Here is a 21,387-nt window from a genome sequence, read left to right on the forward strand (position 1 = left end):
TTTACCCTGTACCAATGCTCCGACAAAAATAAAATACTATTTTACCTTTTAATCCTTTTTGAACTAATGGAACTTTATCCGCTTCTTTATAAGAAGCGGTAAAAAAAGGCTTTATATTTTTAGAACTTCCTTCCCATTCCCCATATACTAAAACATGTATGTTCCTGGTTAGGAATGTATTACTCAATATCCACTTTTGCATTTTGTAAGTCCAAGGTTGTTTAGATTTAGGGTCCCAATTGCCGGCATATTTCGCAGTTTTGTTTTTTTGAGGAAAGAGGATTTGAACAAAACATCCAAGTAAACCAATATTGCCAGGACAGCGCAAATGAATGTGATCCGCTTTTTTCATAGCTTGAAATATTTGCCAACTAATTTTAGGGGTTTTAAAAACAGCTCTAAATAGATTTTTCAACCTTAAAATATCAAAATTTTCAATGGCAATGAATTCAATATTGAGGTGCTCATAAGCACATTCTATAGCCGACTTGAGGAAAGTAGATTTTGGTGCAACAATAATGAGTTTCTCCACCTGCTTTGTCCAAATATTCATTTCGCGAACATATGGAGCGTAAGCAAAATATTGATTCCCTTCAAAGAGGTGAGGAACATGAGTAATGATAGCAAAAATCATTGTTTTTTGATTATTGGTTTATCAAACAATAAACTCCACCATCCCACAGTTCTCCCCACGGCTTCGGTAAAAGCTCCTTTTTTACTATTTGTCGTAAAGGTATTACTAAAACGAATCCATGTCAATAATATAGTAATCGAATGCCATTTTAGTTTTGCATTCAACACTGGTTTGGGGTTTTTAGTTCGCCACACATACCAGCCGTTACGCACGACCATTTTACCATATCGGTATTGATTAGGTCGTCCGGAAGCATTATGGAAATGGTTTAATTGTACTTTAGTATTTATTACATTATTTCCAAATTGTAATGCTCGAATACAAAAATCAGCATCTTCATAAAGGCCGTAACCTTCAAAATAATTCGAAAATTGTATGCTATCGAAAACTTTCTTCCGAAAGGCAAAAGACATTCCTACTAATAAATCAACCTCATAGGTTTTGCCGTTCAAAGGGAATCCGCAGGTTCTTCCATGTGAATAATCAGGCATTCTTCCTGGCCCTAAATTGGATTGCAATCCTAAATAATTGCGAAGCACATTACGTTGTCCTTCTTTATATACATAATCCCCAAACTCAAAATAACGGTTCTTCTCGTATTTTATATTTGGATTAATTAAACGCCAGGCATTTTCATTTACAGCCACTCCTCCAACTCCTGAAACTTCAGGCTTGTTCTCAAAAGTTTTTATTAGTTCTTCAAAATAATTTTTAGTTAATTCCGTATCATCATCCAAAAAAGCAACAATTTCACTATCGGTTGCCACTTTAGTAATACCATAATTCCTTTGTTTAGTTAAGCCTCTAATGCAATCTGGGACTAAAAAGTACTGAACGTTTTTAAATTTATTTATTTTTAAAAGCTGCTGAGTCTCCTCGTTTTTAGAGCCATCTATAATTAATATTTCATCGGGATAAACTATTTGTTGTTGAATTGAAAGCAACAATTTCAGCAAAGGCTGTGGGCGCATGTAGGTACATATAACAAGAGACAATTTCATTACCAATTATTTAGTTGAGTTGCCCAAAATACACTTTGATTCCATTGTTTTCTAAAATTTACCCAATAAAGAATTGGGTTTTTAATTTTTTGGTGCTTATAGTACTTAAAAAAAAGTATTGTTTTATAGCCTCTAATTTGTTCTGTTGTATTGTTCAAAATCTGATACAGCATTATTGTTGGAGCGGGTTTTGGTTGAACATCTTCTTCATGCCATTGCAACATAGGCTTTGTTCTAAAACCTCCAACGGGAGCTTTTAAATGTAGAATACCAGGCTCTGGTAAATATAAAATATCGCATCCTTGCTTTCGCAATTGCATCCCAAAATCACCGTCTTCACCAAAACCAAATTCGTACCCCATGTTAAATTTACAATCCTTCAAACTTTGGGCAAACACAAAACTACAACCTGCTCCAAAGGTCATCCATTGAAAAACCACCTTTTCATTTTTACGTTCTTTTTTCTGGGAACACCTTATTGAAACGGCCTTTACACCAAGATTATCAATTGCTACAAATACTTTGCGAATAAAAGAAGTTGTAATTCTAATATCATCATCGGCAAAAAAAACCCAATCACTTGTAATATGCTCTAAAGCAATATTACGTGCATTACAGGCTCCTGATTGATGGGTAAAAGTATGTTTTATAACAAACGGCCAACTTTCATTAGTCAAATAATCTAATTCTGATTTACTTGCTTCATCTGGATTTTGCTCTACAATAATAACATTTTTCGGCGGGAGAGTTTGTGATTTTAAATCACACAAAATATCGTATAAATATTTTTTTCTGCCAATAGTAGGAATAATTACATCTAACGTTTTTTTACCAATACTTTCTTTCTGAGATTGCACCTTGATACAATCAAAATTTATTTTGTTTTTACCTCTCTTTTTATAAAAGAAAGAACGAAAGAACGGAAGCAGCAGGAGCCTTCGTTCGTAAATCATAAAATTCAACAACAATATAAAAACCCATCGCGTTTTATAATGTTGTTTTACAAATCTAAAAAGTTTGTATTTAGTCTCTTTCACTGCGACCCCCGCTTGATTATGTATTAAAAGACCTGGTTCTGAATAACACACTAGTCCTTCTCTCATACCCAGCTTTGCTAAAGAAGATAAAAAATAATCAAAATCTTTCTCAAAAGAAATTTCTGATTTCAAAGCCAATAAAACCGAAGCATGCATTCCTCCCACAAAACCACTCATTTGCCATGTTGCATAGGGCACCTTTTTATTGACTCGTATAAATGGAGATTCGTCAACATAACCAATTCCTTTATCTAAAAATGGAGTATCACAAGAATTGTAGGATAACAATAATTTATTATGATGAAATAGTTTCGGAATTTCCGAAATATTTAACTGTTCTTTTGCACTTTCATGACACCAAATTAAAAGAGAATCCGGATATTCTTTGGCTACTAGAAGCAAAAAATTGCTTATGGATACCTTACTGGCTTTGTCAATGTTAACAGCTTCTGCATTCGTTACTGCGGTTACCTTATGATAATCATGATAAATTAGTAGCATTTAATTAATTTAGTATTGACTCTCCTGCGAAAGTAATGATTTCATTCTTTCTAAATCGTACCGTTTTAAAGGGATAATTGATTTTCTTGAAAAACTCCTCTACCTTGATATAGGTCTGTTCACCGTTTACAACATGATAAGAGGCAATCGCAAAATTTGGTTTCAAGTTTTGAATGGTTTGCACGCATCCATCTAAGGCTTCAATTTCGGCACCTTCTATATCCATTTTTATAAAATCAAGTTTATTAATACTATTTTTCACAACCCAGTCATCAATCCGCACCGCCTCTTTCTTTACACAATTGTTCGTATCTGGTATCCAAACAGCAGAAGAGCCTACTGTTCCTGCTTCATAAAAATCGACCAACATATTTTCATTCCACAACATCAATTCTTTAATTACTATATTTTCTGTAAGCTCCTTATTTAATTCTATATTACTAATTATTCTCTTAATATTAAACTTGTCGGGTTCAAACGCATATACGATTCCATCTGCTCCAATCAATTTTGAAAATAAAACGGATAAATGTCCACAATTTGCTCCAGCATCAACAATGACATCACCCTTTTTTACTTTATAAAAATGCTGGTAATAATTAAAATCAGGCACTACAAAATAAAGGGCTTCATTAGTAATCATAGACAAGCCTTTGAAGGTTGTTTTATAAAGCACCTGGTTCGCATTTTTACTTATAAGTTCATATTTCGTTTGTTTAGGTTTATTCAAACGATAATACAATAACTTTAATCTCTCTTTGGCGTCACCTTTAGGAATCAGCTTACTAATTAATTTTTTTTATCCTTTTATTCATTTTGATTCAATTACACTAGTATAAAAATCCAAGCTCTGTTTTGCCACTACTTCTATACTAAATTTTTCAACTACTTTTTTCCTCGCTTGTATACCAAACTGTTTTTGCAAATCCTTATTTTCCAATAGTTCCAAAATTCGAATCGCATATCCGATATGATCTGTGGGATGGACCAAAAAGCCATTGACTCCATTATCAATTACTTCGGAAGCCCAACCTATGTTTGAAGCCACAATTGGCTTCCTCATCGCCATCGCTTCGATCCAAGAAACGGGTAAGGCCTCGGCAAATGTAGGAAAAACACATAATGAAGCTTCATTAATATGAGTTTTTATCTCCTGATAGGGTACGCTGCCCAAATAGCTTACTTGTCGCAAAGCTGCTGGTGTGAACAATTGCTGCATCATTTGCCATGTGGAAGGATTCCCAGAGATCACATCGGGAACATCCCTGCCCACTAAGATTAATGTTGCTTCGGGATTTTTAAGAACCACTTCATTGAAAATGAACGGCAGTTCCAGCAATCCTTTTTTTCGGATTAGACTGCCGAAGTATAGGATATTATTATTGTCTGGCTTATTATTCTTGTCGCTTTCATTAAACAAACGAATATCTATCGAATTCGGAATAATACTAAAATCCTTTTGCAATCCGAACACTTCGTTGGTTAAATCAGCTGTGAATTGACTAACTGATAGTAAGGCATCGGCTTTTTGTAGTGATCTTCCTTCGTGAAATTTATTAATCCATTTTACAGGACGCTGATCTAAATGACAAAAATATGTGTCAGAACCGTTGAGTCGAATCACCACTGGACAATATTTGGGTCGTATAAAAGAGGTAATCCCGGTCCAATCTGCTGCTTCTACAATATCAACTTGCTTTGTATCGAATAATTGATTTATTATTTTCTCCAGCTTTTTCCGGGTAAAATACCAAGAGAGCCCTTTCACTTTAACGTTTTTAATTTGCTGAATTAAAACTCCATTATCGTCAAAAATGGTTTCCACTTTTTGCCCATAGACTAATACTCGAGCTTCATGACCTTCCTGAATCAATCCCAAAGCCAAGTTTTTTATACTAGTACCAATGCCTCCGGAGCTTCCTGTTCTGGCATGAGGATATTCTGATGTCAAAAACGTTATTTTCATTTTTTTTGTAAAATTAAAAATCTTTTATAAAACATGCTGTAACCTTCATACTCCTCTATCATTCCTATTTCTAAAAGAATAAAACTTTTGCAGACATAGCTTCGGACCTATCCTCATAACACCACTCCTGATCAATTTCAATAATTACATTCCTTATATTAAATCTATACCCTTCCATTAATTATAACATTAAATGAACTTTAAATATCGCTCATTCACTTTTGAATCTTATACATCATCAATTTTTCCTCGACGAAAAAAGCCCTAATATAATATAGATATAATCTGAAAGTATCAAAGCTATTTGGCTACCAAGTCAATTATTTTAATCATTAAAATTGAAAATAAATAAATTCTTGATAATCTGAATAGGTTCCTAATGTGATAATCGTCAAGAGACACAATGCCAACTTTATATTTTCCTGTTTTCCAGAAATAGGTTCAATCTTATTTCTACTATTCCATTCGACTAAAATAAAAACAAAAATCATTAGTAATAATTCGTAGCTGTATCGCTCATGTTCCAAAAATTGTGGAATAAATTCAAGATTGGTAAAAATACGTTGAATATATTCAACTGCTATAGTAATTGATTTCGCCCTAAAAAATACCCATGCCAAGCATGTCAATGAGAAAGTGACCGGGATATTTAGTATTACTTTGAGCGAACTCCACTTCCAATACAAATAGTATCTATATGGGTTCGGTTTTTTTTAAGTAACAGTAAGGGCAAGAAATACATGGCATTGATAAAACCCCAGGCTATATAGGTCCAATTAGCGCCATGCCAAAAACCACTTAATAAGAAGATCACAAATACATTCCGTACTTGTCCCCACTTGCTAACTTTACTGCCGCCTAGGGGAATATACACATAATCCCGAAACCAGGAAGACAGGGAAATATGCCATCTCCGCCAAAACTCGGCAATATCACGGGAAAAATAGGGGAAATTAAAATTACGCAACAAATCTAATCCAAATAACTTCGACATACCCAAAGCCATATCCGAATAACCCGAAAAATCCCCGTAAATCTGAAAAGCAAAGTAGACCGTACCCAAAATTAACGATAAAGAATTCATGGATTCATAATGATCAAAAATCGCATTGGCATAAGTAGCGCAAGTATCTGCAATTACTACCTTTTTTAATAAGCCCCATATGATTAGGTATACGCCTTCCTTGGCTTGGCTAAAATTAAAGTCTCTTTTTATTTTTACTTGGGGTAATAAATGTGTGGCTCTTTCAATGGGACCTGCAACCAATAGCGGAAAATAACATACAAATAGCGAGTAATCGACGAAGTTTTTTTCGGCCTTGATGCGTTTGTAATAAATATCAATCACATAGGACAAACCATGGAAAGTATAAAACGAAATCCCCACTGGGAGAATCACATTTAACAATAACGGACTGGATTGTATCCCTACAGATTGCAACATTTCCGAAAATGAAGATGCGAAAAAATTGTAATATTTAAAGACTGAAAGAAAACCTAGATTAACGATGATACTCAACCAAAACCAAAATTTTCTCCCCTTTTCAGTTCTTCCTTTTTCGATTTGTAGGGCGGTATAATAATCTAAGACGGTCGAGAATACCAGTAAAAAAAGGAAACGCCAATCCCAACAAGAGTAAAAATAATAACTGGCAACAATAAGGAGTGTATTCTGGCTACTTTTGGTTTTATTAAATACAAACCAATATAAAATAAAAACAATTGGTAGAAATAAGGCAAAAGCAAATGAGTTGAAAAACATAAATAATACTTATAAACTTTTATTGAATCAAATTAAAATGATTGTGGACCATTTTCTCTAAGGAAAAAGAATCTTCTATTAATCCTCTGGTATTAGTGCTAATTTTTTGATCGCCTAAATATACATTTATAAGTATTTCGCTAAGACTACGACTCTTTTTTACTACATAAATAAAACCATTTTCTCCATCTGCAATTGCTTCTTCATTTCCACCAACATTGGTAGTAATCACAGGCACATTTGCGGCTAAACTTTCCAATATCGAAAGACTGAAACACTCCATATGGGTGGGTTGTATCATGTAATCATATTGGCAGAATATTTCATTCAAATTGGGTTTACTCCCCATAAATATGAAACTATGCTCTACTTGCTTAGTTAGAGTTCTTTGGAGTAAAACCTCTTTATAAGGCCCATCTCCATAAACAGCTATTTGTAGTTCATTTTTAATGGCTGTTGGCAACAAGGCAACGGCATCAATTAAGTCTTGAATTCCTTTCGATTCCCTTAAATGCGAAACCACCAGAAAACTGGGTTTCTTATAATTCCTGTCCGTTCGTACTTTTATGCCCTCAATGAGAACTCCATTGTAAATTATAATACTTTTAGACTTCAAGTGATTGCCAAAATCTTTCCAAAGTTCATTCACCGTATAATTAGAAACACCTACAAATAAATTAATATATCGTGAAAACAAGAGCCCCTTTATTTTTTTTTCTACCCTTTTCTTAAATGGATACCCATACAATGGTCTTGGATTGTGGTCTACCACGATAATTTCAGCATTAGACGCTTGTTTTAATTTATAGAAAAAAGGCGTACAGAGTTCTACAAAATGTGTGATAATGTGAGTATAAGCCAATCTATTTTTTTTACAGCTTTGCAAGAAATAAGTTTCTAAATTTTGGTTTTTGGCTTCTATTATTGCTAGTTTAGAATAGCCTCCATGACTGGCCATATTTGGAAAAAACCAATCAATCTGAATGTCATTTTCCCTGCATTTTTTGTCAAACAACCAGAAAAAATGATCCATGCCTCCTACCCGTTCTGGCAAGAGTTCGTAATTACAAACTAGGGCTATTTTTCTTGACACTATGCCCATTTTAATAATGTTTCAGCTATTCGCTTTCCTGTGCCTTGCAATGGTTTTGAAACTTGCATTTTTAATAGATTCTCTCTGTTTTTTGCATCCAAATAAATATTATCTAAATACCAATTGATATACTCCAATAACTCCTTCTCATTTTTAGCAATTTTTGTAGCTTCACTATTCACCACATTAATAAGATGAGTATAACTCAAAAAACGCTGATCATCATAGAGACCGTTTTCATTAGTCCCAAAAACAGTATTGATAACAGGCTTGTAAAATTGCATAAAATCTAAACTCATCGTCGAGAGCATATTGATATTCAAGTCTGAAAATTCTAAAACACTACGTAAGTCAATAACATCTTCAACAGAGGGAACACGCTGAGACCATTCCTCCTGATGCCCTTTTCTAGATAAACTCCATTGAGGATAATTCCATTTGATAAAAGGAAATTCTTTAGCTATAGCCTTAAATCGAATTGAATCTTCAGCAGGAGAGGTCCTAATCAATAGTTCAACATTGGGTATTTTTACCTGAAGTATAGCATTAGCAATCGTTGAAATATACAATTCATCATTTTTACTGGTGGATATATCGCCACAACTAAAACAAATTATTTTTTTTGATGGATTTAAATCAAATTTGGCAGTAAATTTTTGTTTGGTAGATTGGTATCGTTCCAAGACATAGGGTTCAAATTGTGGCGCACCCACTACTTCAATAGCTGAATCTTTTAATGCTGTGTAAAAATGTAATAATTCACTTTTCATCAAATCACTCCAGACCAAAAAATAATTGAAGTTAGCAGCCATCCTTCCTTTCGACGCCAAATTATCCCAACTAAAAATAAAAGAGGCCGTTTTTAGTTGCAGTTGTGTTGCTTCATAAGCCAAAGGGGCAATAAATGGAGGTCTTTGATGGGTGAAAAATAGCAAATCAAAACCTTCCTTTTGTAGCATTTTCTTGTACCCAAGAGTTACTTCATGATTCTTAAAACTCCATTGCTGACATTTCTCGTACCATTGAATCCATTTTTCAGAATGAAAAACAGATGTAAATCGAAAAATAAATCGAGTCGCAAAACCTCGGGCTGTTTTGGCTTTGGTCTTATTTCCTTCATAATTATCTAATATTCCAAAATTATCGTTTTTATGCAATCGCAAATGCGCCACCTCTTTTGCTTTTCTAAAAAACCACGTTGGGAATTTTTCAATAAAAACTGGCAGCTCGATAATTCTAGACTTTGTAACATAATCTGAATAGTTTTCAGCAGGCAAACAAGACAAAATAACTACCTCATCAAAATATTTTTCAACCTCAAGCAAGAAATCACTTAGAATAAAATTCCTAAACCCCACACCGTCTGTGATTACTACACCTAGTTTTTTCATTTACTCTATTAAATTAGAATTGTCTATGATTATACAGTTTACTTTATCAATAACTTGTTAATAAAAATTTTAGCAAATTGCTTCGCTCCATCATTATTTAAATGACTGTAATTAACAAATAATTTATCATCATCAATAGCACCTGAAAAATCTTGTAATTCTGGTATCTTTATTTTTAATTTTGAAATAAAATCTATATTTTTAGTAGATTTGGAAAATGGAGCAGTATAATATTCCACATCAATATTATTATTTTTACAAAATAATTTAATATTATCAAACGTCCGATTACTATCAATAATGGTATTTGGCAAACCTCCTCCTAGGTCATTTGAACTTCCATGCATAGCTTCATACCCTTTTTGTTGAACCATTCGTGTTCTTTTATTAATTACATTAGCAAACACCTCTCTAAACCCAATTTTTAAATCATTAGAGCAATACCTATAAAAAGGCACATAATAAGTTGCAAAAGCATTTGTAGAATGATTATCAGAATAGACCTTATTTATATCATTTTCCCTTACAAAAGGCGTCATTTGATATTGAAACATTGCTGAGTTTCCTCCTATTAAATTGTAATTATAGTCGATTTGAATAAATATCTTTTCAAAATGAATATTGTATTTTTTTACCAGCTGTAATATCGTATAAATATCAATCATTTTGGCAGCCTGAAAACCTAGATTAGCAACTTCTTTGTTTGTTCTTTTAGTTATTAGTGAAGGCACAATACTATTTTCTACTCTTGACGAACCAATAAAAAGATAGTCTATTTGTTTGTCTTTCAAACTTCTTAAAAATTGAAATTTAGTTCTAGGACATGATTTCTCATATATTGAAGTGTATACATAGTCTAATATTGACATTGATATCAATATCGTGAATAACCCAATAAAACAATATTTAATAAATTTATTCATCTTGTTTTTAAAATATCTGTATTTAAACAACCCTAAAATCTAGCAATTAATTTAGCCATTTTTCTCTTTAAGTTTGATTCTATTTTCCAAAACAACAACCTTCTTCTTACTTCTAATGAATAATATTTTTTATTGATAAATACCTCATCACAATCTAACTTATAAATTAATTCAAATCCAAAAGAATCCAAATAATTACTTATCCTATTTTCCCTAAAATTATTTTCAACCACAAGTACTTTAACATTAAATAAATCAAATTTAATTGACCTTATAATTTCGTACTCATTCCCTTCTGTATCTATTGACATAAAATCAATAGTTTCTTTGTCCAATTCATGAATACTATCTAAAGTTATCATATCCACTTCAATTTCACTTTTTCTTCCGCCCTTGGATATGATATGGTTTTCTATCCTTAAAAGATGTCTACTATCATACTTTTCAGTTATACCACTAAGCATTTCACAATAACCCTCTATTTGAGTGAATTGAACTTTTTTATTTTCATTACCGATACAAACATTTAAATTTTTTGATTTTCTAAATGAATTTAATTTATCAAAAACTACAGGATTTGGTTCAACACATATACCATCCCATAAATTAAATTTTTCAAAAAAAAGAAGAGTTGCTATATGTTATTCCATCATGAGCACCAATGTCTATAAAAAAACCATTTTTTTGTTTTTTAAAAATAACTTTATTCAAAAATTCATCTTGACGATATTGGGAATAGTATTTATGTTTCATTTCAAATTGTTAATATATATATCCTGTTTTTAAACTAACTCTTCACAACCCTATCAATTAACTCATTCAAACTGATGCATTGCCAAATATGAAAACTAGATTGGATATTTCCATTTAAAAAATGTTGTAATTCTCTTTGCAATTCTTCTTTTTTAAACCATTCCTGAAAACCTGAATTCTCAATATTATTGAAGGATTCTTTTACCCAAACTTTTAAGTCTTCAGCAAGCCACTCGCGTTGTGGAGTCTGTAAGGGTCTTTTGGGCGTAAAAATCAAATCATCCGCTAAATAATCGGAGGCTATTTCACGTAACATATATTTAGTGACTCCCTTCTTTATTTTGAAATCCAACGGCAATGAAAAAGCAAATTCCACCAATCGATAGTCTAAAAAAGGCTCTCTAAGTTCCGTAGAATAAGCCATGGAGATGCGGTCATTAAATCGTAAAGCTCTTGGAATCTTAGTATAAAACAAATCACGATATTGTTTATTTAACACTGCATCGTCAAATGGTGTTGAATAAACAGGCTTTTCTGCTTTTGCTAAAAAAGAATCCGAAAGCATATTTGTTTTATATGGTGAGTTTTCAACTCCTTGAATAGTCGCATCGTTTTCCTTTGTATAATAATCGTAACCTGCCCATTGCTCATCCATACCTTGTCCGTCAAGCAAAACAAGTACGTTGTCCTTTCTGGCTTGCTCGAATATTTTCGCATAAGCTAATGTTGGAATACCACCATAAGGCTCATCTTGCTGCCATTCCATTTTTTGAGTTAGTACAGGAACTTCATCCGCTTGAAGAAGTACTTTAGTCAACGGATTATGGGTTTTATTGATCATCGTTTCAACCCATGGCAACTCATCATAATCTGAATTATTTGTATAAAAAGTATAGGCACTTACACTACAATTATTATCATCCTGACTATTAACCATGGCCAATAAAACAGAGCTATCTAGCCCACCACTAATATTGAAACCAACAGGTACATCTGATCGGAAACGCAATCGAATACTGTCTTTCAAAAGCATTAAATAATGCTCTTTAGCCTGACCATAAGTTAAATTCTTTGGCTGTTGGGCGACCTCATCTTCAAAAGAATACCACTTTTTAATTTGTAGAATTTGATTATCATATTCCAATAAATGACCTCCAGGCAATTGGATCACGTCTTGCCAAAAAGTTTCATCCGGATAACCATAAGAACCATAGGCAAAATAGGAAGCCCATACTTTTTTATTTGGTTTTTTTTGAACTCCTGCAGCATGAAGGGCCTTGATTTCCGATGCAAAATAAAAGGAATTGTCTTTTTGACTGTAAAAAAAGGGCTTTACTCCAAAACGATCTCGTGCCGCAAATAATTTCTTTTGCTCTTTATCCCAAATCGCAAAAGAAAACATGCCGTTAAATTTGTGTAAACAATCCTTCCCATATATAATAAATGCCGCCAGTAAAACTTCGGTATCCGATTCAGTTACGAAAGTGTATTGGTTTTGCAAACTTGCTTTGAGTTCAATGTAATTATAGATTTCGCCGTTAAAAACTAAAGCATATCTTCCTGAGGGATCTAAAAAAGGTTGGTTAGCCTGTTCAGACAAATCAATAATTGCCAATCGATTGTGACCTAAAGCGGCAAAATTGCCATCCATATATTTCCCCGTAGCATCTGGACCACGGTGTTGCTGACTCAACAACATCGCATCTAGTTTCCTGAAAGGAACGTTCCCAATTATTCCTGCAATACCACACATTATTTTTGATTGTTTTTTATCATTTGCTCCGCCTTTTCCCAATCTTCCATTGTATCTATATTGACATAATATTCTGGATTAGATTCAATAAACGCAATACGCTTTCCATATAAAGAATGTTGCTGTAAAGGCACATTCGTTTTAGTAATATAAATACTCCCATCTCTATGGTAAGCATCTGGGAGTTCTTGCCTTCTGCTGATTATTTGATCTTCTCCGGTAGCGATTTTTAAATTTCCTTCTGTATTAGCTTCAAAAGTCCAATGTGGATTAAATTCATGTGGGACTTTTTGTACCGAAACTAACGAATCACTACCACTAGTTATAAACTTTTCGACAGCTTTATCGAGAAAATCAACTGTTCTAAAGGGGCTGGTTACTTGCAAGAGACAAACTGCGTCAAAGAAAACATTCTTATTTTCGAACCATTGCAATGCATGAATAATAACGTCAATCGTAGCAGTGTTATCTTGTGCCAATACCGCTGGTCTAACAAACGGCACTTGAATCCCTAAACTTTTGGCTACAGTAATTATGGCTTCGTCCTCGCTGGACAAAATCACTTGCGTAATGAACTGTGATTGCAAAGCAATTTCAGATGTATATTGCAACAAGGGTTTGCCGTTTAATAATTTAATGTTTTTCCCCGGAACCCCTTTTGATCCGCCACGAGCGGGTATAATACCTAAAATCCTCATCCTAGTACATAATTGTTTTATGGAACTGTAAAGGCAATTGCACCAACAATTCCGCTATTTGCGTACCCGCTTTTCCATTTCCATAAATGGAAGAAGAAATTGATTTACCTCGTTGTACGGATGCTAAAATAGCTCCCTCAATTCCTTCTTGACAATAATCAACATCGATACTATTTCCTCCTCGGTCTCTTCTGTTTTGACGAGAACCAATGTTTACAACAGGAACCCCCAAGAAAGCACATTCCCGTATTCCTACGCTTGAATTCCCTATTAAACAATCACTATGTTGTAGCAATTGTAGAAAATCCGTCCCTTCCATATTCTTAAAAAAATGAACATTCGGTAATTGATGCTGCTCCCTAAAAGCACGAATTCCTGTCGAAGTTCCATCTGCTCCGGCATCCACATTAGGCCAAAACCAAAGTGTGGGCGTATTTAATTTATGAATCGCTTCCAGAGTAGCTTCAATATGTTTTCTGGAATCTTGATATTCTGTAGTTACTGGATGTTGCATAACTACTAAATAGCCTGCAGTCAAATCTGGTTTTGCTCCTACTCCTCCATATTTTTCATACGGATTAAAAGGTAGATTCTTACTTAGTACTACTTCATCTGCCAAATCGATAGAAGGGCATCCAGTATTAAAAACCATAATAGGATCTTCTCCTAATTTGATGACTCTTTCTTTAGCACTTTCGGAGGCTACAAAATGATAATCCGATAATTTAGTAATCGCATGACGTACTTTTTCATCTATATTTCCGGTCACTTCACCACCTTGTATGTGTGCTAAAGGAATATTCATATAAGAAGCCGCAATGGCAGTAGCCATAGTTTCAAATCGATCCGCAATAGTGACTACAATGTCTGGTTTTAAATTATCAAAAACAGTAGATAATTCCAATATTCCAATTCCTGTTGTTTTGGCTGCGGCAGTTAAATTCTCTCCTTCCAATACATTGAATACTTTAGCGGCAATCGCAAACCCATCTTTCTCAATATAATTCACCGCAGAACCGTAGCGCTCTAACAAAGCCGATGCGGCAACAATTAATTGCAGTTCCAAATCAGGATGATTTTGAATGGCAGACAACGCTGTTTTTACCCTACTATAAGAAGGTCTTGCGGTAATCACTACCGCTATTTTTCTTTTTATGTTCATGCTAAATCTTCTTCATTTAAAAAATCCCACTGGTTTTTGTCGAATTTAAGTTTTCTACCAATTACCTCTCGGTATTTACTTGCTAAAATACCATAGTTTTTTGGCTTTTTAGCTTCTAAATCCTCGAAAGTAAGAATATGGTTTTTAGGTAATTTTTTATTTATAGCCAATGATTTTTCAAAAATTTGTTTGAGCTCTAAAAAATCAGAATTGTTATTCTTATCAATAGGATTAGACAACGCCATCTTTATATTGGTAACGGCAAGGACTAATTCTTTTGTTTCCTGCATTGTTAAAGACGCTTTGCTATCTGGACCAAAGAGCTGTCTGTCAAAAACGACATGAAATTCTAAAATTTCTGCTCCCAAAGCCGTTGCTGCGATACAAGTGTCTATTCTGGCGGAATGATCCGAAAAACCAACAGCCACTTTATATCTTTGTTTTAATTCCTGAATAATATTCAAACCATACTGTTCTGGCATGGTGGGATAAGCTGTCGTGCATTGCAAAATGGAAAAATTAACCTTTCTTTCTTGTAAAAAAAGAACGGTCTTATCTAATTCGGCATACGAACTCATCCCAGAAGATAAGATAACAGGCTTCCCCGTTTGCGCAATTTTTTCTAATATTAAGAAATTAGTAACTTCACCAGACCCAATTTTATATTGCTCTACACCGATTTCCTCCAACCAGTCCACAGCCAAATTACTAAAGGGAGAACATATAAAATCGACCCCTAAAGTATCGCAACGCTGCTTAATTCCTTTCCATTGTTCCAAAGAAAAACTCATTCGTTTCCAATAGTCATATCGGGTTTCATCCTCCAGTGAGAATTTTACACGGAAAGGTTCGTGCTCGCTGCTTTCCGCTTCTGCAATGTGCATCTGTAATTTCACGGCATCGACACCCGTCTGCGCAATGGCATCAATATAAGAATATAAAATACCCAAGCTTCCTTCGTGGGCCTGACCAATTTCGGCAATGATATAGGGAGATTTATTTTTCATAATTAAAAAATTAGATAACAGCAATTATTTAAAAATTTTTATTAATAAATAATGCATCTGACCTATTTAGCAATCCATCTTCTGCTATTTCAAAATCATATATTTTAACTAATTCAAATCTTTTACCCAATAAAAAATTATAGGTATCACCAAATGATGATTGTCCTATGAAATTTTCTTTAAAAAAGATTTCTAAATATACAAATTGTATTTTATTTTTATCCATCATATCTGAAGCTCCCTTCAAAACTTCTAATTCATATCCTTCTGTATCCGTTTTTAAAAAATCAATTTTTGAAACATTATTTACTTTACAAAAAGAATCGATTGATATTACATTTACATCATATGTATCTATAATTTGCGCCGAACCGAAAGCACGCTTTAAGATTGAACTCAATGCGCTCCATGAATATTCATTAAATGTTACTTTGCCATTTTCTGAACCAACGGCATTGTTATAAACAAATACATTTTTTTTATCAAAATTATTTTTTAGTATTTCATAACAACTTCGACTTGGTTCAAAAGCATAAATTTTTGAAAACGGAAATTCCAATCTCATTTTCGTTACAGTTTGCCCTAAATTAGCACCAACATCAAACAAAACAATATCCTTCGCATCTCGGATACTTTTCTTTATAGCTACTAATGGATTTTCATTTTGTAATGAACATTTACTTATTTTAGAAATTTTATATCCCAAATTAGTCACTATTTTTTTTAAAAATATTTTCATTTTTTTATCGGTTTTAAATCTTGTTGCCAATATATTTTAGCTTCCAGCAATTTATTATAAACGTCATATTCTCTCAGAGTCAAGCGGTTGCCGTTTTTCAGTATTCGTGGTATGTTCCAAACCAAATCAAACAGAGCTAAAACAATAGCTTGCAAAGCTTTAAAATCCCCTTTAAAAACTTTCAGCTTGACTTGCATCCATAGTGAATACACCATTTTTTCGGGAATAGTTTTTAAAGGATAAAACAAGAAAAACAAATACCAACCTGAACGCAAAGACCGCCGCAAACGAATAGTGTAATCAGCATTATTTCTTCTGGATTTCACATCCACTCTATGATGCACTAAAACTTCAGGGAGATAATGTATTTCTGAATTCTTTTTAAACAATTGATAGGAAGCAAAATTCTCTTCACCATAAAAAACAAACCATTCAGGATAATTAGGAACTTCTCTCCAAGCGCTCATTCTCCATACGTGTGCACAACCTACAAAACCCTGAACTCGTTGACTTTTGTCGTTTGAATCGGTTATTTTGGGCTCGTCTAATCCCCAAAAAATACGCAAGGCTATCAAACCACAATTCGCATTTTCTTCAAAATGATTATCGATGGATTCTAAGGGATTTTTGGTAACAAAATGTGCATCATCGTCTAGTGAAATTGCATAATCAGCTTGGGTTTCGTTCAGCATTTTGTTCCTGCAAAAAATATAACCTTTAGAAACAGGATTTCTTTCGACTTGTATCTTCGGGAAGTTTTCTTTCACATAATCAGCAGTACCATCGCTAGAACCATCATCAAAAACGACACAAGAAACCAAGGGGTCTTCTAGCAAATAACCGATTTTATCTAAGGTAAAAGCCAAATCGGTTTTACGGTTTTTGGTGGTAATCAGGAAAGCGAAAGTCGATTTCATGGGGGCTTGTTTTAATTGACGGCTTAGTTATCGTATCCTTTGGCAAACAGAATAGCATCCAAATAAATTTTAAAATTTTCATCCGAAAAATAATCCCCAAAAGGATGTACAGCTTCATCAGAATTCAACCTATTTTGGATTAGGTTTTCTAATCTATTTTTAATCTCTTCTTGATCTGAATAACTGGCAATGTACTGATCCTCTTTCAATATCGAACGCATTTCACTTCGTTCTGGTGATAAAATAAATATGGGTTTACCAATTGACGCCAAGAAAGGAGCTTTACCAACCAAAGTATTACTATAAATAGGGCCGTTTTCTAAAATGATATTGACATCAGCTTCTTGGCTTTGTTCAAAACAGGAATTGGAAAAACTGACCATTCCCAAAACCTGGATATTGGGAATGGCGCTGTATTTTTGAGCCAATTTTATCAAATCAACCCCTTTTAATCGCAAGACAAACTCCGTGTTTTCTTTATAAACAGCATTACTTTCGATCAATTTAATATAAGCATCCAAAAGGATTTCTATGTTCCTACCAAACATAATAGCACCCTGATACGAAATCAGTACCTTTTTTGTTTTTTTCAAAACAGTACTCACATCCGACAAATCAAAAACATTCTCGTTGTATTGATGTGGCAAATGGTAGAACTTTTTTCTCGAACCATATAAATACTGTATGTCTTCAGCCATTAATCGAGCGGAGCTCATACAGGTTTTTGCCTGAGAAACCACATCGTGCATTTTTTTAAACTTAAAAAGCTCTAGATTGTTCAATTTACTTTGAGTTCCCGCATACCAAAACAAAGGATAAGGATCGTGAAAATTGACAATGGCTTTTTTTAGAATAGGTAAATCTTTGGTAGCCAAAATTACTTCATGGTCGATACCTGCACTTCTAATAAATATATGATCGTATTTCTGGTAATCAATCTTAGCGATAATAGCTGCATATACTTTATGAACATGCTCAACTGCTAAAGATTGATGGAATAATCTCCAATAGAGTTTATTGAACCATTTGGTAAAAAAAGGCGTTTTGAGATTTACTATATAGGTTTCAATTGTATCAACTGGTAATAAATCCAATCGATCATCACTCGGACTTTGCTTTATATATACGACATCGATAATTGAATCGGGATACGAAATTCGTAGTTTTGCCAAAAAAGAACGTGATATGATTCCTTGACTCGTTCCCCAAACCCTCAAATCTTGTTCTATAACTAAAAACTTCATTCTTTATAATTGTATATTTATTGAGTATCCAAAAATCAAAACACTTTTATTTAAATCTTCCTTTTACGGCTTTCTTTTTACTGTGAATGACTAACCTAAAAGGCAAAACAGCAAAGAAAATTTGCCAATATAGTTTTTCAAATGTAGCGAAATCCAATACATTTAAAATCTTTTTGAATAAATTATCATCCTTGAAACTGATTGAAAAGGCAATAAAATAACGTTTTAAGGAATAGGTAAGTAATTTTTTTTCTTTAAGGTTTTCTAATACTAACAAAATAGCCTCTGCATGCGAAGTTTTCCGTAATGGGTTCTTCCTATCGTATTCCCCAGTTATTGATTCGGGATGTTTTCTACCATAAAATAAACATTTTTCTATAGAAATTCCTCTAATTCCTGTGGATAATATCCTAGAATATAATTCCCATTCATCTCCATAGGATATTCTCTCGTTGAAGCGTGTGTTTTCAAAACATACTTTCTTCCACATGACAGCACAAGAATTAAACTGTAGCTCATTCTTCACAATTCTTTCAATATCTTTGACGTCAATATGAAAAAAAGTGTAATCTGTTGAATAATCAAATTCATAATGAAAATCATTTACAAAAACTTTACGGATATACCTGCAGAAGGAAATGTTATCATTTGATAATTCCTTTACACATAATTCCAAATTTTGGGAATGGGCTATATCGTCATCATCAAAAAAGATGATGTAATCGCCTTTGGCCAAATCCAAACCCTGATTGCGGCAACCTGAAGTTCCTTTTTTATAAATTTCTGAACGCAAGAAATACTTAAAACGCGGCTCTTTATCTAAAAGAGGTGTTATGATTTCGACCGTTTTATCAGTTGATCCATCATCAATAATCAAACATTCCCAGTCCAAGAAAGTTTGATTTTGTACGGCCATAAGTGTTTCCAAGAAAAACTTTTCCCTGTTGAATGTTGCGATAATGATGGTCACTTTGGGAGTAATCATGGTAGAATCGATTTCATTTTATTGATAATTTTCAAATAAAATTTTCTAACCCAATCTGAGTTGGCATATTTCATATACAAAAAGAACAGAAAAAAAAACTCCGCCATTTTCAAACTTCTCGTTTTTCTTAATTCGGCTTGATACCTTCTCAATAAGCGGAGCTGTTGTTCTTTATTAAATTCTTTTAATTTAGATATCACCATATATTTATAAAATACAATATCCGATTGGTTCTTTATGGCTTGATTGTCTTGTCTGCCTGAAATATTAAGATCTGAAAGTCTAAAATAGACTATACTTTCATTTATGGAAAAAATAGGTTTATGATCCGAAAATTCAAGCCAGGCCCGATCATCACTGTTCCAAGCCAATGGATAATCATAAAAACCAAATTTCAAATAAGATGCTCTTGAAAAGATATATTCTGACAAAGTACTCCTAGTACTTTTAGTAAACTTTCTATAAAAAGCTGCTGTTGCAGTCTCCCAAACAGGGTGATCAAAAACAGTAGCGTCAAGAGTATCTTTTCCAAATATTTTCTTACTGGCAAACCGAATCACATTGGTTTTTCCTCTAAAAACAGCTTGATTGGTATAAAACGACTCCACCACCGTTTCGCCCAAAACATCATCATCTCCCAAAACCATAATCCATTCTACGTCCGCAGAAAGAGCAATGCAACGTTCCCATTGTTGGGCTAATGATTTTTCGCCAAGATTTTCGTCGAAGCGATGGTAAACAAAATCAAATTTTCCTTGGTATTTCTCTAATAAAATACTCGGATTCTCAGGACTGGCATCATCACCAATATAGACTTTGAAACGATTGCTGGTTTGGCTAGCCAACGATTGCAAAGTTTCTTCGAAGAAAGTGAGTTTGTAATATGGTATTATGATGGCAAGCATTGATGTCATTTAGATTTTTATAAAACGCTTTTTAAATTTAGCGGCAAATAATTTACTTTTATGAACATACTTCCATAATTGTTGAGCTATTGGTTTTTTATCAACTTCTATCATGTTGCTTATGATATCGAGTACTTGTTGATGTTCTTCTTCATGCGTTTTTTTATCCTTATTGAATGGTTGTTCTAGCAACATAGCAATAGCTAATTCCTCATTTTGATCGATTTCTAGCAATCGTTCTATTAATTTATTTTCGGTTTTAAATGTATTATAATTAATAAATCTTTTTGCGTTAAAATCTTTGTCTACTAATTTGTTGCCCCAATAGATAGGAATACAATCCATTAAAATGGGTTCCAATATTTTTTCGGTAGTGTATCCATCATAACTCTCATTTTCAAAAGAAATTACAAACTTATAATCCTTAATAAATTCTGCTTTATCAGCCACTCTTCCCCCAACATTATTCAAAACAGAGCCTCCAGAATCTACTTGTTTTACTTTTGAAAGATTTTCAAAAAATTCTATTCTTTCTACACATTTAGGATTTGAAACTACCATACAGCAAAACTTGGACTTAGCTTGCCAAACTCTTCTGGCCTCTTCCTTATTTAAAGTCGATTGCAGTTTATCAAGCAGATTATGATGATCAATATACAAAGAATACAAAGGCAACCTGAAATGATTTTTTTGCTTGTTATAATCACATGAAAAAGCAAAGTCACAAGCTAAAAAATCGGGTCTTACATTTTCGCCTGTAAAAAATATACGGGTGCAGTTGTAATTTAAATAGTCATTGCTATAACAGGAATAAAACAAAAAATCAGGATTTTCATCAATATTTACAATGTATTTTTGAACTAATAAATTATAAAAATAATTATTAGTCTTATCAAATACCAGACCAAAAATACGA

The 21,387-nt window shown here is 33.3% G+C and carries 19 protein-coding genes and 1 pseudogene; all 20 read right to left on the bottom strand.

Annotated features, from left to right (window positions below; translation table 11 throughout):
- Position 1 precedes the first annotated feature (1 nt).
- The gene (locus A3SG_RS22910; RefSeq protein WP_316945182.1) at positions 2-634 is read right to left on the bottom strand and encodes a hypothetical protein; all 633 of its coding nucleotides are present in this window, start codon (positions 632-634) and stop codon (positions 2-4) included.
- Positions 631-1,635 carry a glycosyltransferase family 2 protein gene (locus tag A3SG_RS0105405; RefSeq protein ID WP_016989004.1) on the bottom strand — a complete coding sequence of 335 codons (1,005 nt, stop codon included), beginning with the start codon at positions 1,633-1,635 and terminating at the stop codon, positions 631-633. The genes A3SG_RS22910 and A3SG_RS0105405 overlap by 4 nt, the downstream gene beginning before the upstream one ends.
- Positions 1,635-3,173 carry a glycosyltransferase family 2 protein gene (locus A3SG_RS0105410; RefSeq protein WP_016989005.1) on the bottom strand — a complete coding sequence of 513 codons (1,539 nt, stop codon included), beginning with the start codon at positions 3,171-3,173 and terminating at the stop codon, positions 1,635-1,637. The genes A3SG_RS0105405 and A3SG_RS0105410 overlap by 1 nt, the downstream gene beginning before the upstream one ends.
- A 4-nt stretch (positions 3,174-3,177) precedes the next feature.
- Complete coding sequence (locus A3SG_RS0105415) at positions 3,178-3,849, bottom strand: FkbM family methyltransferase (RefSeq protein ID WP_232226279.1); 672 nt, start codon at positions 3,847-3,849, stop codon at positions 3,178-3,180.
- Between the two features lie 135 nt (positions 3,850-3,984).
- Positions 3,985-5,139: a glycosyltransferase family 4 protein gene (locus tag A3SG_RS0105420; protein ID WP_016989007.1), complete on the bottom strand. Its 1,155-nt coding sequence runs from the start codon at positions 5,137-5,139 to the stop codon at positions 3,985-3,987.
- Positions 5,140-5,471: 332 nt separating this feature from the next.
- Positions 5,472-6,901, bottom strand: a pseudogene (locus A3SG_RS19195) (MBOAT family O-acyltransferase).
- Positions 6,902-6,920: 19 nt separating this feature from the next.
- On the bottom strand, positions 6,921-8,003 hold the full coding sequence (locus A3SG_RS0105430) for a glycosyltransferase family 4 protein (protein WP_029596627.1): 1,083 nt from the start codon (positions 8,001-8,003) through the stop codon (positions 6,921-6,923).
- On the bottom strand, positions 7,994-9,385 hold the full coding sequence (locus A3SG_RS0105435) for a hypothetical protein (protein WP_016989009.1): 1,392 nt from the start codon (positions 9,383-9,385) through the stop codon (positions 7,994-7,996). Before A3SG_RS0105435 ends, A3SG_RS0105430 begins: the two co-directional genes overlap by 10 nt.
- 38 nt (positions 9,386-9,423) lie before the next feature.
- Complete coding sequence (locus A3SG_RS0105440; RefSeq protein ID WP_232226280.1) at positions 9,424-10,308, bottom strand: hypothetical protein; 885 nt, start codon at positions 10,306-10,308, stop codon at positions 9,424-9,426.
- Positions 10,309-10,340: 32 nt separating this feature from the next.
- Complete coding sequence (locus tag A3SG_RS0105445; protein WP_083832406.1) at positions 10,341-10,946, bottom strand: FkbM family methyltransferase; 606 nt, start codon at positions 10,944-10,946, stop codon at positions 10,341-10,343.
- Positions 10,947-11,095: 149 nt separating this feature from the next.
- A complete protein-coding gene (gene asnB / locus A3SG_RS0105455) occupies positions 11,096-12,814 on the bottom strand; it encodes an asparagine synthase (glutamine-hydrolyzing) (RefSeq protein WP_029596628.1) in 1,719 nt (572 codons plus the stop codon).
- Positions 12,814-13,512: a cytidylyltransferase domain-containing protein gene (locus A3SG_RS0105460; protein WP_016989014.1), complete on the bottom strand. Its 699-nt coding sequence runs from the start codon at positions 13,510-13,512 to the stop codon at positions 12,814-12,816. Before A3SG_RS0105460 ends, asnB begins: the two co-directional genes overlap by 1 nt.
- A 1-nt stretch (position 13,513) precedes the next feature.
- The gene (gene neuC / locus A3SG_RS0105465) at positions 13,514-14,674 is read right to left on the bottom strand and encodes a UDP-N-acetylglucosamine 2-epimerase (RefSeq protein ID WP_016989015.1); all 1,161 of its coding nucleotides are present in this window, start codon (positions 14,672-14,674) and stop codon (positions 13,514-13,516) included.
- Positions 14,671-15,681: an N-acetylneuraminate synthase family protein gene (locus A3SG_RS0105470; protein WP_016989016.1), complete on the bottom strand. Its 1,011-nt coding sequence runs from the start codon at positions 15,679-15,681 to the stop codon at positions 14,671-14,673. Before A3SG_RS0105470 ends, neuC begins: the two co-directional genes overlap by 4 nt.
- Before the next feature lie 28 nt (positions 15,682-15,709).
- Entirely contained in the window at positions 15,710-16,420 is a 711-nt protein-coding gene (locus A3SG_RS0105475; RefSeq protein ID WP_157485317.1) for an FkbM family methyltransferase, read from the bottom strand.
- On the bottom strand, positions 16,417-17,337 hold the full coding sequence (locus A3SG_RS0105480; protein ID WP_016989018.1) for a glycosyltransferase family 2 protein: 921 nt from the start codon (positions 17,335-17,337) through the stop codon (positions 16,417-16,419). Before A3SG_RS0105480 ends, A3SG_RS0105475 begins: the two co-directional genes overlap by 4 nt.
- Before the next feature lie 23 nt (positions 17,338-17,360).
- Positions 17,361-18,581: a hypothetical protein gene (locus A3SG_RS0105485; RefSeq protein WP_016989019.1), complete on the bottom strand. Its 1,221-nt coding sequence runs from the start codon at positions 18,579-18,581 to the stop codon at positions 17,361-17,363.
- A gap of 46 nt (positions 18,582-18,627) precedes the next feature.
- Complete coding sequence (locus A3SG_RS0105490; protein ID WP_016989020.1) at positions 18,628-19,566, bottom strand: glycosyltransferase family 2 protein; 939 nt, start codon at positions 19,564-19,566, stop codon at positions 18,628-18,630.
- The gene (locus A3SG_RS0105495; protein ID WP_016989021.1) at positions 19,563-20,480 is read right to left on the bottom strand and encodes a glycosyltransferase family 2 protein; all 918 of its coding nucleotides are present in this window, start codon (positions 20,478-20,480) and stop codon (positions 19,563-19,565) included. The genes A3SG_RS0105490 and A3SG_RS0105495 overlap by 4 nt, the downstream gene beginning before the upstream one ends.
- On the bottom strand, positions 20,481-21,387 hold a 907-nt coding region (locus A3SG_RS19200; RefSeq protein ID WP_016989022.1), incomplete at its 5' end, for a glycosyltransferase family 10 domain-containing protein.

The organism is Flavobacterium sp. ACAM 123 (assembly GCF_000264055.1).
Lineage (GTDB): Bacteria > Bacteroidota > Bacteroidia > Flavobacteriales > Flavobacteriaceae > Flavobacterium.

Coding starts and splice junctions, on each gene's coding strand:
- neuC (WP_016989015.1), bottom strand. CDS start 14,674: ATGAACATAAAAAGAAAAATAGCGGTAGTGATTACCGCAAGACCTTCT.
- A3SG_RS0105495 (WP_016989021.1), bottom strand. CDS start 20,480: ATGACATCAATGCTTGCCATCATAATACCATATTACAAACTCACTTTC.
- A3SG_RS0105405 (WP_016989004.1), bottom strand. CDS start 1,635: ATGAAATTGTCTCTTGTTATATGTACCTACATGCGCCCACAGCCTTTG.
- A3SG_RS0105470 (WP_016989016.1), bottom strand. CDS start 15,681: ATGAAAAATAAATCTCCCTATATCATTGCCGAAATTGGTCAGGCCCAC.
- A3SG_RS0105435 (WP_016989009.1), bottom strand. CDS start 9,385: ATGAAAAAACTAGGTGTAGTAATCACAGACGGTGTGGGGTTTAGGAAT.
- A3SG_RS0105420 (WP_016989007.1), bottom strand. CDS start 5,139: ATGAAAATAACGTTTTTGACATCAGAATATCCTCATGCCAGAACAGGA.
- A3SG_RS0105475 (WP_157485317.1), bottom strand. CDS start 16,420: ATGAAAATATTTTTAAAAAAAATAGTGACTAATTTGGGATATAAAATT.
- A3SG_RS0105460 (WP_016989014.1), bottom strand. CDS start 13,512: ATGAGGATTTTAGGTATTATACCCGCTCGTGGCGGATCAAAAGGGGTT.
- asnB (WP_029596628.1), bottom strand. CDS start 12,814: ATGTGTGGTATTGCAGGAATAATTGGGAACGTTCCTTTCAGGAAACTA.
- A3SG_RS0105440 (WP_232226280.1), bottom strand. CDS start 10,308: ATGAATAAATTTATTAAATATTGTTTTATTGGGTTATTCACGATATTG.
- A3SG_RS22910 (WP_316945182.1), bottom strand. CDS start 634: ATGATTTTTGCTATCATTACTCATGTTCCTCACCTCTTTGAAGGGAAT.
- A3SG_RS0105480 (WP_016989018.1), bottom strand. CDS start 17,337: ATGAAATCGACTTTCGCTTTCCTGATTACCACCAAAAACCGTAAAACC.
- A3SG_RS0105430 (WP_029596627.1), bottom strand. CDS start 8,003: ATGGGCATAGTGTCAAGAAAAATAGCCCTAGTTTGTAATTACGAACTC.
- A3SG_RS0105485 (WP_016989019.1), bottom strand. CDS start 18,581: ATGAAGTTTTTAGTTATAGAACAAGATTTGAGGGTTTGGGGAACGAGT.
- A3SG_RS0105490 (WP_016989020.1), bottom strand. CDS start 19,566: ATGATTACTCCCAAAGTGACCATCATTATCGCAACATTCAACAGGGAA.
- A3SG_RS0105410 (WP_016989005.1), bottom strand. CDS start 3,173: ATGCTACTAATTTATCATGATTATCATAAGGTAACCGCAGTAACGAAT.